Source organism: Chryseobacterium sp. 22532 (assembly GCF_052044665.1).
Taxonomy (GTDB): Bacteria; Bacteroidota; Bacteroidia; order Flavobacteriales; family Weeksellaceae; genus Chryseobacterium; species Chryseobacterium lathyri.
Map to the genome: position 1 here is coordinate 334,191 of NZ_JBQENJ010000002.1, position 12,330 is coordinate 346,520.

Here is a 12,330-nt window from a genome sequence, read left to right on the forward strand (position 1 = left end):
TTCACTCATTATTTTTACTTAAAAACTACTTTCCCTCCGGAGGAAACCCACTGGTTTTTTTTGTTCCAAGACCCATCACAATCCTGTTGCATTTGTTTAACTATTTTTGCTTTTTTTATGTCAATAATGGCACACGTGTAGTTTTCATGCAGGGTACTGTCCTTATCACTTTCATGTACATATTCTTTAATGATGCCGTCTACTACTACGTACTTTGCATTAGGGGACAGTGAAGAAAAGAGCTCACTTCCGGTACCATTAAATTCACTTCCTTTACCTACTTTTATCTTTTTCTTTTTAATAATAATATGGAGATTATACCATAGTTTCATAGGGCTGTTGTAGGAAGCATAATACAATGATAGAGTATCATTTAAAGTAATGATAGTGTCTTTCTTTGCCGTTTTATTCTGTACATCATGATGTTTTTGGGAAACAACGTTTCCGCAGGTAACAAAAATGATTAAAATCATTAGCATAAATGTCAATTTTTTCATGATGATAAATTTGAGTTTTTTTCCATTTTTTCATAGCGTTTATCCATATCTGTACCTCTTCTTTTATTCCCGTAATCATCAAGAATTTCCTGCTCGTATTTACTGTGCATATCTCCCCATTCGCCAGGATTTCTTGATATTTTTTCTAATTTTTCCCCTTCTTTTCTGGTTTTATTTTCTTTGGCTGTGTTAGCATCTTTTTTTGCAAAAAACCGGTCTAGTGCAGAGCCGAAATCATCTTGTACATATCCTGGTCTGTTAATGTGATGATCCAATGCAGTTGCTTTACCTAATTTTGATTTTAAATAATCTGACAGCTTATATGAATAGCCTGTAGGAGTTAAAGGAAGTACAACTTCTTTTAATCTCTTAATAAAATCCAGCACCTGTTTTTCCTGAAATACTTTATCAATAACAGCATTTACAATCGGTTGCAGAGGCTTACATTCTACTGTTTTTCCAAATAAGGATTCTTTACAGTTTTCTCTGATTTTATTCGATAATGTATTTCCTGTAATTTTCTCCGCTTTGGGATCTGCCGGATCTTTATAGTATAGAATCCCGGAGTCTACCGTCCATCCGCATGATACAAATAACTCGTCATATTTTTCAGGATGCTGAGCTTTAAATTCTTCAACCTGTGTAGTAAATTCACCTTTTCCGGTATGATCCACTGTTTTCTGCATGGCCCCCGCAGTTAATATCATCTGTTCACCTGAAAGGTCCCAGTCATAGGATTGAACAGAATCCAATTTGCCTTCATTTTCAGACATTCCCACCAAAATAGCCTTTTCTTCGGCTGTAATTTTCTTTTCTTCAATCAATGTATCCCAATCGGAATAATTTTCAAGTTTTTTAGATCCCCAGTAGGCTGGTCCATATTTTTTACTATATCGGGTACAGGTAATATCATAGTTGTTTCCACAATTACAGTATCTGATCTCAAACCTTTCATTGTCTTTATTTAAAAACTCATGCGTTTCATCCGGGAATTTCACTTCATCTTCTGTTCCTGTTACTTCAGCTTTTAAATATAAAAAGGCATTTAAGTCCTCTCTTTTATTTAATTTATCTATTAATTTCTTTAAATCTTCATCACTTTTGGGACGCATCGTTATTTCTTTGGCATACACCAGTGTTCCGTCGATAGTAAATTCTATTTTACTTTTCTCCTCCTCGCCATCTAAAAACTTGACAGGATTTTCATATACGTTTTCAGTATTTTTCAATTTATTTTCATGGATCTCAACAGAGAGTTTGCCGCTTGCCCCTTCACAATTGGCGACTACCCATACTTTCTTTTTAATGGTGGTGCTGTTTATTCTCTCAAAATCAAAATCAGGACTGCCATCAGCCTTTTTCGCTTGTACTTCCTCTTCCCAGGTAATTTTCACCGATTCTTTTGCCTTTAATTTTACAGAATCCTCCTGATCTGCCTTGAGGTTCCTTCTTCCTTTTTTTTCGTACTTCTTTTTGACATCAGATACCAGACCTCCACTTTTAACAGTATAAGTTTCTTCTTTAGTTTCCCAGGTCATTTTAGGAACTTGTTTTGCAAAATATATTTTTACCACATTCACTTCATGATCCACCTGGTGGGGGAGATCATAAACTTTCTGATTGGGGTTTACAGAATAATCATCTTTTTCTTGTACTTCACTCATATCATTTTATTTTGAGCTTATTATTGAAAATCATTTGAGTTCTTATATTTTGTTTTTAAGTCTTTAATCACTTTTAATCTTAATGTTGAGGGTAAATCTTTTAATGTAATGTTCAGATTATCATTTAGTTTACATTTGCCATCTTCTCCACAATAATATTTTATATGATACAGATATTTTTTATGTTTATAAAATATAATGTAGGAAACTTTTGTATCGTTATCCCAATTCCCACAATACGTAAAGGGTATGAAGACTGCCTGATGCTTATTGATGTTATGATCAGATATATGATCTGTTTTTAAATTGATTAAACCGGATTGTGCATATGGATAATTATAAACTACGTTATCGCTGTAATTTTTATTTTTGACAGCAGCGCTGATAATGGTTACTGCTCCGTCGAATCTGTTTTTTTCAGAGTTACAGGGATTAATTACTTTTACGGTAAGTTTGTTTGATATTGTTCCGTCTTTAAAGTTTTTTTGTATGATCAATGAATCCTGATAATACCTTTTCAAAGTATCATTCACAGGCTTTTGTCCGCAAACAGGGATAAAAAACAATAATATCAAACTAGTAACTAAGCTTTTCATTTTTTGTATAATAAATAGGTAACTCATCGTCTTCAGATTTTTTGGTATATTCTACGGGGTATATGGAAGAGGTTCTTTGTCCGAAAGTTCCCACACAGACTTTGTTTCCCTGATTTCCTCCCAGATAATATATTGTTTTCCCATCACTGCTCTTTCCAACAGCTATACTTACGTGGTGTTTATTTAATAAAACACATATCGAACCCACCAAAGGGTGATTCCCGGCTATAAGCTTTCCCCATACCGGATCATCAAATTCCTCTTTTTCCAGACCTTTTTTATCTGTTGGATTTTTCTTAAAACCAGCTCTATATCTAGTCTTTTCTTCTCCATATGAATAGGCACCCGGGTCTAATTGGGCAGAATACCCGCTGTTTTTCAAACACCAGCCCACAAATGAGGCACACCAAGAACTGTTATCGGTATTAGCACAAGCTTTTGGTTTATTTTGTCGGTTTATAGCATGGTATTCATCTATGATCTTTGAGCAATGGGTGGACTCTGAAACGCCCAGTTCCTGTTCTTCTCGGGCTTTAACAACCCATGGCTGTTCCAGATATTTTATTTTGAAATATTTCCCTAATTCATTTAAAAAGGTATTTTTTAAGCTGCTGCTTCCTTCTTTGCCAAGATATTCAATTTTTGGTTCATCAGAAGTCACTTCTATATATACCGATGCTTCTTTGTCAGGACTTGCTGTTATTAGTTTTGCCAAATTAAATGATAAATCATCAGCACGTTGATTGAGCATTAGTTTGAGTACCGCTTTGTTTTTGAATTGGCTTGAATTTTCTATTGTGGGATCATTTGCAAAATTATCAACTTCTATTTCAAATTCACTTTTTGCTTTTATGCCTGCATATTTTGCAGCATCTGTAACTTTTTCTACCTCTTTTAGATCAATTAAACTCAGCTCAGCATCAACATCTGTTAAAACTTTATTTTTACCGCTTTTAATCTTAACCTTTACTTTTTTTCCAGAAAGTCCTTCAGTTTCAACAATTAAAGCAACCTGATAACTTAATCCCCGCTCTGATATTCTTTCTGTAGATATTTTCGTGGTCTCTATTTTCTTTTTTACAGAAACTTTCTTGCCCAGTTTCTTGTTGTAGACTTCCTCTTCTTTTTCAACAGGAGTGCCTTTCTCTGAAATCCACTTCACAAAGTAAGCATCAATAATTTTAGGAATTTCATTGTTTTGAATCTCACTTTTTATACTTGCTGCCTGCGGAATCGGTGTTGCAGTGGCTGCATTAAACTCAGGGTCACAATTGATATAGGATTCTTTTACCAAAACAGTTTGTTCCTGTATAATGGAGGTTCCCAGGTTTTGCCACGGACTTAACTTTATAACGCTCATACAGGGTGGGGGAGACATATTTCTAGCAGGCCATTTCGGGTGCCCGCAAGTTCCTTTAAACTGAAGGTTGACCATATTGTTTCCATCGCCTTCTGTTGCAAATAGCTTATCCTGAAGGTTTATTTCATTAGAGGTAACTTTCAGTTCTCCGGGCGCCTGAGCATAGGGACATTTCAACTTGGCTCCATGGATAACCATTTCTCTTTTTTCTGAAGGAGAATCTTCGTTGGCTTTTTTTTGTTTTTCTGCTCTTTTTTCAGAAAGCTTACGATCATGCGCTGAAGTATTCTGATTTTCCATGTGTTAAAATTTTGGATTTGATTCAATTGTTGAAACCGGAATCGCATTTGCTGGTAATCAATGAAAATTTACTTTCATCATCCATAATAGATTTAGCCTTTACTTACTTTAACGTCTTTTCCGCCCTGGAATACGGCCAATGATGTTCCTCTTAGTTTTAAATCGCCTTTAGAGGTCTGTATATCTGCTTCTCCGGAAATACTTTTAAACTTATTACCGGTGCTTTCTGTTTGATCTTGTTTAACGGTAACGCTTTTATTTTCAGAGGTCTGAGTGTATCTCTTTGTAATGGATTCGGTATGGTCATTTCCAATATGCATGGTGCTGTCCTGCCCAATCTTAGTGGTCATATTCCTTCCCACGGAAATCTGCATATCTTCCCCTGCAGTAAAGGTCATATTCTTGGGCGCAGTAACATGAATATTACCCTGGCCATCCATAAAATAAGTATTTCCGCTTGGATCCTTAATGGTTACACTTTTTTCCGCGTCATTCATTAACACCTTGATACCACTTCTCGTCTGTATAGATTTCAAATGATTGTCCACGCCACCGCCCAGGCCTACTTTCCCGTGAAACATTCCGCCCATAGCAAATGGAAAATCAGGGTTGTGGTATTCAAATCCCACCATAACCTGATCGCCAATTTCCGGAACGGCTACAAAACCTCTGTTTTGTGTAATAGCATCTGTTCCGCCTGCATCTGGGCTCATCATTCTGATAAAGTGGGTCGTATCATTTAACTGCCAGTCAAATCGGACCTGTATTCTGCCTTGATTCAGTGGATCTACATTGGATATAACGGTTGCCACCTGCGGTTCAGCTTTGGGCATTTCAAAATCAGGCTTTGGCATAAAACCAGTGCCTTCAGCAATGGCTTCAAAACTTCCCGTATAATATCCTCTTGCATCAACTTCGTGGGTCACCTCTGTAATCATCAGTGTTGTAAAATGTGAGGTTTCATTGCTGCCGGTCTTTCTCATGGCTAAGTCTGCAACACAGCCAATATACAGGAATGGAACTGTTGTTTGTCCTGAAACAGTAAAAACCTCTACTGCTTTACTTCCTCTTGCGCTTTTTTGGGAATCATCTACATCACGGAACATATTGGCATTGATGGGAGTAGGGGTCAATGATCGGGTTGTGAAAATAGTATCATTCAGTTCGTAGGCTTTCGAAGATAACTCTCCCAAATGTTGTATACGATCATCAGCACCCACCATTTTAGTATGACTGCTGCTGTTATAGCCAAAGTATTCCGGTTTGGTGTGAACGGCTTTCAGCTCAACATTTACATCATTTACATTGCTTCCGTACACCAGCAGGATAGGTTTTTCAGAAGAGGGGAGCTTCCCGAAATGAAGAATCTCACCGTCATAATAGAACTGTTCTCCGTAGGCTTCCGCAATCCTTGTAAGGTAATTGTAATGGGTTTCGTTGTATTGTGAACTGTAACTGATATAACTTTTGTTTTGGGTATCTATCCTGAAATCAAATTTATTTGCCCCTAATGCCTCCTTAATAATCCGGTTGGCAATAATATTGGTATTCACCTCCTGGCTTCCTCCGAAACTTTGGGTATGTGGAGCGGAATCCATGAGAATAGTGGGGCTTTTTCCTTTTAAAATAATATTTCCCAGACTCATTTTTTCCTGACTGAATGCTACTTTGGTAATGAGACCCACAAATGTTCTTTCGGGGCTTTCAGTTTCGGCATCTTTATATTTAAAAACAATGGTGATTCTTTTTCCTAAAAACTTTTGGGCCTGTTCAAGATTGTGATTTTGGGCCTCGCCTAAAGAGTCATAAGCCAATACCAGCTCAAAATCATGGTGCCTTCTTGCACTTTGTTGTAAACGAAAGTGTTTAAAGTGATTGACAGCCTTGCCCTCAACCACAATGTCCAGTTTTACCACACGGTTGATTCCCGAAATATGGTTTTCTGAAACTTTATCAGAATTTGAGGTGTTTTTCATAATATTTGGTGCGTTTTTTTTGATATTATGTCACCTAAGTTAGATAAAAATAGACTATTAAATGTAAAATTTCATTAAATCTTCAAAATTGTAGTAAAACTACGATTGACTAAAAAATCCTGCTTAAGTTTTGGAAATTGAGGAAGTTCCAGTCTGGCAAATCCATTTTTTTAATATTGTTTGCTATAGCAATGTTTTTTTTATTAAGACCTCTCCATAGATTTTTTTATGGAAGCAAAAACCCTGACAGGGAATGTTCCCACGCCTTTGAATTTTGGAGGTGCAGCTGTAAAGGTGAAATTTTGATCAGGCAGCAGCTCCAAATTGCACAGATGTTCTACGATGAGTATTTGCGCACCCCGTAAGATAGAATGTACCGGGCGGGTTAAGGTATTCTGGTGCGGATTCTGTCAGATAAGGATGATTATTATAACAGCGTTCTGTACTCCAGTGCTTATCCCAGCCTGTATGAATCAATACTGCTCTGTTCCTGATTTCTTTGTTTTTGAGATGTTCCTCGGTAATTTCCAATGTTTCGTTATAGGGAACCCTGATGACAACGGCTTCCAGTTCTGCAAAGGATTTGAGGCACATTTCGGAAACATCTTTTCCATTTTCAATCGTGTGACTGAGATCAACCAATAATTCCTCATCAGAATTGGGGCGAAATGGTATAATAGGATAGGAGATATTGCATTCCTGCGAGGAATTAATTTGAGGACTGCTTGGCAAAAAAAATAATGAAAAGAAACGGTGTGATTTTTGTAAAATAAAAATCATAACCCACTTAATCAAAAATATTATGAACGTAAAACGCACATTTGGAGCAATACTTACAATCCTTGGAATTGCAGGTATGGTTTATACCGGATACGAATTGATCAACAAAAGTTCTGCATATACTACGTTATCTGTAGTTGGAGTGATCGGTTTGATCTTCTTTTTCTCCGGAATAGGTCTTGTAAAGAATACAAGAGATGAAGCATAACTATAAGTTAAAGTAAAATATTGCATTCCCGAATTGAAGAACATTCCTGGTAATTCCTCCTTTATGCATTTCAATTTTTCTTCAAAATACCTATATTTTGTAAAAAGTATGGAAAATTAATGGAAAATTGCTGGAGACAAAACCGTAATGAATTCAAGCTTAGGGTAGGCAATGGTATGGAATTCATAAGTTGAAACTAAAAATAATAAGTCAAACTCCTTAATGCTAACTAAATGGAAAATATTTTGATTATGGATTTAATTCAACAACTGAAGGACGTTGAGAATGCAGATCTATGGATTGACGAAAATTTTAAGAAGAAACTTTTAAAAGTTAATGATGAAACCGCTTTTGAACGTCCTATTGCCAATCTGCATAGTGTTGCGGAGCTTATCTCTCATTTAACCGAATGGCGCAAGGAGGTTTTAAGCAGACTTCAAGGAAATCCAAGAGGTCTTGAAATGAGTGATGCCGCAAATTGGCGGAGTAATGAAGAGCTTAAAGAAATGGGATGGGAAAATCTTCTAAATGGTTTTTATACCAGCCAACAACAGCTGATATCATTTCTGGCAGAAAAAGATGACTCCTATTTATACAGCCCATATCCATATGCGGATGCATCTTTCCCGCATAATTACCAATATCTAGCCACTGGACTGGTCCATCACGATTTTTATCATCTGGGACAAATAGGCATCACTATTAAGTTTCTGACAAATGGCACAACTTAAACCAAGAAATCAGTAGCACTTTGGTAATATAGTTTAAGAGGTCAAGAGTCTTTATCAAAATTTGGCTTGGAACTATCACAAAAGTATTATGTTTTAAAGATGCTCTGTAATATTTTAAACTCCTAATATGCTGGTCATTCGATATTTGATGAACAAAACAATATTTACCTTATGAAAATAATTCTTTGGAAAGGGCTCGCCAATCAGTCTCTTGAATATTTTAAAATCGAAAAAAAAGAAGGGTCGTTAAAGGTTAATTCAAAAATTATTGGTATTCAGGAGGATACAGTTTTCGCAGTCACTTATCATTTGCTAATTGACGATAATTGGTTTATTAATGAGTTTACAATAGTTACTGAAATAAACTCTATCACAACTTCTTATACCGGAAAAAAAAGAGACTGTGCCTGGGAAATTAATAATATACCTGAACCTGAATTGGCGAACATACACTATATTGATATTTCCCTTAGTCCTTTCACAAATTCATTACCTATAAACAATCTGGTCTTTAAGGAAAAGGTGCCACAGGATATTGATGTTATTTACATAGATATTTTACAGGGTCATATAAAACCAGTAAAGCAGAGGTACACAAAACTTGATACGCTCAGTTTTTCTTATGAAAACATAGACTCTGATTTTAAAGCAATACTAACAGTTGATCATAACGGCTTTGTTGAGAAGTACCCTGAACTGTTTGAAAAAATTGGCCAGGTTTAATTGGTAATGATGTGAAGTTGATGGACTACATTTTTTTATTGATAGAAAGATTGTTACTTCTGATTCAAAGTAACATTGAGAAATACCTATAAGTTTCCAGTTTTCCAGCCGTTTCGGCGTTAAGTCGAATATCTTTTAGATAACCTTCTATATTTCCATACTGTTTACATAAATATTGCTGACTATCCGCAATATCTGCATCAATGATATCTTAGTTCCAATGATATTAATCTGTTAACTGTACTAATTCTTACATAGTAAGTTTCAGAGCACTGACTGTACTCAATAATTACCCCAGGAAAAAGTTTCAAACTTAGCGATAGTAGATTATTAGCTATAAACATCTATGCGTTTATCGATATATGTCGATGCGAATTCTTTATAATTTACATCGAATGTTGGTAATTTTGTAATAAGATAATTATTTAAAGAGCTTTTAGTTTATAAAATATTTATTTGCTATAAAACTATGAGTAAAGATGGTAATCCATTTCAGTAATTAATGGAGCCAAAATACAATATTAGAATGTAGCTAAGGATTTTCGGATTCTAAAAACACAAATGAACACTATATTCAGCCTCCTCTCCATTCTCTCTGATCCCTGGAATCGCAAGAAGAGGCTGCTTTTTAACTTTATTTTTAAACATGCTAAGTATGAAAAAAACACTTTTTTTATTGACCTTTTCGATATGTGCGGCAATTTCTGCTCAAGTGGGTATCGGTACTTCAACACCTCAAAAAAATCTTCATGTGAATGGTTCGTTACAAGTTACGAATGAACTTAATGTCGGGGGTAATAGTAATACTGCAGGTTCAGCAGGTGCAATAGGCCAGGTACTGAAATCAAATGGACCGGGTGCTGCACCTTCATGGCAAACTTTAGCCGGCGTTCCTACATCAACAGGAACAGTAATAGTTGTTAATGGACAGTTTTTAGTTGCGCAGGAAATTACTGTTCAAATGACTGCAGATACGAGTGGCGCAGGTGCTCCGGGCGCTACGGTAGCCAATCCCATTGGCAATCTGAACAATGAAATTATCGATAACGAAAATCTTTATACAGGTACGGCTACAACCAATTCTTTTAAAGTGTCTGCTGACGGGGTTTATCAGATTAATATGAATGTACAGATTTCCACTGCCAACGGAACTTCACCGGTTATTGGTATATGGAATAATAACACCGGGTTGTGGGTAGCCAGAGTAAATGACACATATGCAGCGCCGACCGGCGGATTACAAACATATACCTTAATTACTTCGATTCCGATGCAGGCTGCAAATACCTATTCGTTTAGGGCTATAAATACACAAGATTACACACTCAAGTATGCAAGCTCCGGCTCAACGGGTTCAGGTCCTGTCACGCAAGTTTCTGTAAGACGATTAAAATAACGGTTTTTGAACTTTTTTGAACTATACCGGAAGGTTCTTCGTAATGGAAAATAATCGCCAGCATGCGTGCAAAGCTCAACAGAAAAGGCGATGCGGATTTGGAGAATCTTGTTAAAACTCGATTGAAAATGTATTGGCTTTATGTGTTTGAAAATCAATGATTTGATATTTTTTTGTTTTAATGTGCCGGCAATTGATGTTATGAAATTGGTATGAGGGTTTTGTGTGGAATACATCTCCTTATGTTTTGCTTAAAAGCAATGCTGGGGTTAAATCATGCATTAAAGTATATCGTGGCTTAAAATTCATTAATATTGTTTAAAATATTCAGAATGCAAATTGAATGTGTTTTGAGTGAACGTAATTTTAAGACCTGCTACTTATACTAAATCAAAAAAGATGAAATCCTTAAAAATAACTGTATTTATTACTTTCTTTTCAATAACATTATTTTTTTCGCAGACTTCTGAAAGAAAATTTGTATCCATTAACAATAAGCAAATAGCATATAAAACTTTTGGACTTGATGAAAGAAAAGCTAATGAGCCAATAGTAATCTTTGAAAGTGGTCTCGGTTCAGGAGGTGGAGGGTATGGAAGTTTGTTTCCTTTCATTCAAAAAAGTTTTGCAGGGGTAGTTTATGACAGAAATGGAATTGGAGAGTCAGAAATCGATACTTCCATAAAAACAGATGAAGATGTTATCAAAAGACTTCATGATTTGCTAGCAGCCTTAAAAATAAATCCGCCTTATCTATTGGCAGGACATTCTATAGGCGGACCGTTTATACGTCTGTATGCCTCAATGTATCCAAATGAAATTTGCGGCCTGTTTTTTATAGATCCTACAGATTTTATGCTTACAAAAGACGAAGACAACAAAGTGAAAATTAATACATCAAGCTCTACAGGCTATAGGGAATTATTTGTGATAAATCTTAAAAACATTATAAATGATACCTTAACATCAGATGGTTTTCGAAATGAGGCAAAGAGAGAACTGAATGAAAGCTCACCGGAATTCTTTAAAAGATACAAATCCTTACAACCTCTTAAGGACATTCCTGTAACCGTAATGATTTCATACAACAAGCATATTGAACATTATGAAACAAAGATGAACGAAAATCTGAAATTAGGGATCAATTTAATTCCGTGGTGGAAAGAATTGGATGAATTAAGAATAAATCATTATGCAGAAATGATAAAAAATAACAGTAATAGCCGGTTGATCTTGTTGCCGCGTTACAGCCATGGAATACATCAGCAAGATCCCAAAATTGTAGCAGAAGCTTTGATAGATACGTACAAAAACTGTCTAACTTCCTTAAAAGGTAAGTAGAAAGAATTATCGTCAACAAGCTTTTTGCATCAGATGGACTGAGATGCAGCAGAATCCTAGTTAATACAAATTAAGATGTTAATACTTAAATGTACCAGTATAAACTAGGCTACTCACAATACTTCAATATACTGTCATCTGCCTTCTTTTACGGTTTTGAAGAAACAAAAATTTTGGGTGCATTTTAGTATATCATTGCCTTTTATTATTCTGTTAGTTTGTCTGCATGGCGATGCATTAATTTCCATTCGTCGTTCTCTTTTCGAAATATCTCTGTCACTCTTAAATTAAATATAATGTCATTGTCTTGCCCTTTCATTTTCACTGTCGAACGTTGAATACCTGTCCAATATGCCAAATGCTCATCCGCATCCTGATGCATTATCTCAAATTCATTTTTGGCACCGGGTAGGAAATTGGTCGCTCCTTCTTTATTGAAAGTATTCACTTCGCTGGCACCTTGAATACAGATTCCTGGTGGTGGGAAAATTGTTGCAGGAGATTTTTTTACAGATATTTTCTCTAAAGGTTCAAATTTTCCTTCTACAAAATCTCCCGAGGCTTTAAGTCTTACTTGCATAAAATTTTCAAAGTCCTTTAAATGTTTATTGTCGTTTATCATGCTTTTAAATTTGAATGGGTTATCTTTTTACAATGATCGCTAAAGGTTCGCAGCCTGGCATTCGGGTGGGAAATTGCGCACAAACGTTAAACCTTGAATTGAACCAAATTTATAAAAAAAAGTTGAGTTTTGTAAA

12 protein-coding genes are annotated in these 12,330 nt (G+C 35.7%); 5 read left to right on the forward strand and 7 right to left on the reverse strand.

Going from position 1 to position 12,330, the window contains the following annotated elements; translation table 11 throughout:
• Positions 1 to 14: 14 nt before the first annotated feature.
• From ACTJIV_RS05705 to ACTJIV_RS05730, 6 genes are all read right to left on the reverse strand, one after another.
• A complete protein-coding gene (locus ACTJIV_RS05705; RefSeq protein WP_440626206.1) occupies positions 15 to 497 on the reverse strand; it encodes a hypothetical protein in 483 nt (160 codons plus the stop codon).
• Positions 494 to 2,161, reverse strand: a complete 1,668-nt coding sequence (locus ACTJIV_RS05710) for a hypothetical protein (protein ID WP_440626207.1) — start codon at positions 2,159 to 2,161, stop codon at positions 494 to 496. The genes ACTJIV_RS05705 and ACTJIV_RS05710 overlap by 4 nt, the downstream gene beginning before the upstream one ends.
• Before the next feature lie 20 nt (positions 2,162 to 2,181).
• On the reverse strand, positions 2,182 to 2,757 hold the full coding sequence (locus ACTJIV_RS05715) for a hypothetical protein (RefSeq protein ID WP_440626209.1): 576 nt from the start codon (positions 2,755 to 2,757) through the stop codon (positions 2,182 to 2,184).
• Positions 2,738 to 4,417, reverse strand: a complete 1,680-nt coding sequence (locus tag ACTJIV_RS05720; RefSeq protein ID WP_336378350.1) for a PAAR-like protein — start codon at positions 4,415 to 4,417, stop codon at positions 2,738 to 2,740. The genes ACTJIV_RS05715 and ACTJIV_RS05720 overlap by 20 nt, the downstream gene beginning before the upstream one ends.
• Before the next feature lie 92 nt (positions 4,418 to 4,509).
• Positions 4,510 to 6,393 (reverse strand): type VI secretion system Vgr family protein, encoded by a 1,884-nt coding sequence (locus tag ACTJIV_RS05725; RefSeq protein ID WP_440626211.1) that lies wholly within the window; start codon positions 6,391 to 6,393, stop codon positions 4,510 to 4,512.
• Between the two features lie 306 nt (positions 6,394 to 6,699).
• On the reverse strand, positions 6,700 to 7,173 hold the full coding sequence (locus ACTJIV_RS05730) for a cyclase family protein (protein WP_440626213.1): 474 nt from the start codon (positions 7,171 to 7,173) through the stop codon (positions 6,700 to 6,702).
• A 22-nt stretch (positions 7,174 to 7,195) separates the two neighbouring features.
• Here ACTJIV_RS05730 and ACTJIV_RS05735 point away from each other — a divergent pair, with 22 nt between their 5' ends.
• The 5 genes from ACTJIV_RS05735 to ACTJIV_RS05755 all read left to right on the forward strand — a co-directional run bounded on the left by ACTJIV_RS05735 (position 7,196) and on the right by ACTJIV_RS05755 (position 11,572).
• Positions 7,196 to 7,381 (forward strand): hypothetical protein, encoded by a 186-nt coding sequence (locus ACTJIV_RS05735; RefSeq protein ID WP_111954631.1) that lies wholly within the window; start codon positions 7,196 to 7,198, stop codon positions 7,379 to 7,381.
• 251 nt (positions 7,382 to 7,632) lie between these two features.
• On the forward strand, positions 7,633 to 8,112 hold the full coding sequence (locus tag ACTJIV_RS05740) for a DinB family protein (protein ID WP_228452584.1): 480 nt from the start codon (positions 7,633 to 7,635) through the stop codon (positions 8,110 to 8,112).
• A 171-nt stretch (positions 8,113 to 8,283) separates the two neighbouring features.
• The gene (locus tag ACTJIV_RS05745) at positions 8,284 to 8,835 is read left to right on the forward strand and encodes a putative glycolipid-binding domain-containing protein (protein WP_440626216.1); all 552 of its coding nucleotides are present in this window, start codon (positions 8,284 to 8,286) and stop codon (positions 8,833 to 8,835) included.
• 751 nt (positions 8,836 to 9,586) lie between these two features.
• The gene (locus ACTJIV_RS05750) at positions 9,587 to 10,231 is read left to right on the forward strand and encodes a hypothetical protein (protein WP_223559093.1); all 645 of its coding nucleotides are present in this window, start codon (positions 9,587 to 9,589) and stop codon (positions 10,229 to 10,231) included.
• Between the two features lie 399 nt (positions 10,232 to 10,630).
• The gene (locus ACTJIV_RS05755) at positions 10,631 to 11,572 is read left to right on the forward strand and encodes an alpha/beta fold hydrolase (protein ID WP_440626218.1); all 942 of its coding nucleotides are present in this window, start codon (positions 10,631 to 10,633) and stop codon (positions 11,570 to 11,572) included.
• 205 nt (positions 11,573 to 11,777) lie between these two features.
• Here ACTJIV_RS05755 and ACTJIV_RS05760 read toward each other — a convergent pair whose 3' ends face one another.
• Positions 11,778 to 12,194, reverse strand: coding sequence for a YybH family protein (locus ACTJIV_RS05760; RefSeq protein WP_440626220.1), 417 nt, complete (start codon positions 12,192 to 12,194; stop codon positions 11,778 to 11,780).
• Positions 12,195 to 12,330: the final 136 nt, after the last annotated feature.

Bases quoted from the DNA above. Each gene is read 5' to 3' on its own strand.
- ACTJIV_RS05705 (WP_440626206.1), bottom strand. From the start codon at position 497: ATGAAAAAATTGACATTTATGCTAATGATTTTAATCATTTTTGTTACC.
- ACTJIV_RS05710 (WP_440626207.1), bottom strand. From the start codon at position 2,161: ATGAGTGAAGTACAAGAAAAAGATGATTATTCTGTAAACCCCAATCAG.
- ACTJIV_RS05715 (WP_440626209.1), bottom strand. From the start codon at position 2,757: ATGAAAAGCTTAGTTACTAGTTTGATATTATTGTTTTTTATCCCTGTT.
- ACTJIV_RS05720 (WP_336378350.1), bottom strand. From the start codon at position 4,417: ATGGAAAATCAGAATACTTCAGCGCATGATCGTAAGCTTTCTGAAAAA.
- ACTJIV_RS05725 (WP_440626211.1), bottom strand. From the start codon at position 6,393: ATGAAAAACACCTCAAATTCTGATAAAGTTTCAGAAAACCATATTTCG.
- ACTJIV_RS05730 (WP_440626213.1), bottom strand. From the start codon at position 7,173: ATGATTTTTATTTTACAAAAATCACACCGTTTCTTTTCATTATTTTTT.
- ACTJIV_RS05735 (WP_111954631.1), top strand. From the start codon at position 7,196: ATGAACGTAAAACGCACATTTGGAGCAATACTTACAATCCTTGGAATT.
- ACTJIV_RS05740 (WP_228452584.1), top strand. From the start codon at position 7,633: ATGGATTTAATTCAACAACTGAAGGACGTTGAGAATGCAGATCTATGG.
- ACTJIV_RS05745 (WP_440626216.1), top strand. From the start codon at position 8,284: ATGAAAATAATTCTTTGGAAAGGGCTCGCCAATCAGTCTCTTGAATAT.
- ACTJIV_RS05755 (WP_440626218.1), top strand. From the start codon at position 10,631: ATGAAATCCTTAAAAATAACTGTATTTATTACTTTCTTTTCAATAACA.
- ACTJIV_RS05760 (WP_440626220.1), bottom strand. From the start codon at position 12,194: ATGATAAACGACAATAAACATTTAAAGGACTTTGAAAATTTTATGCAA.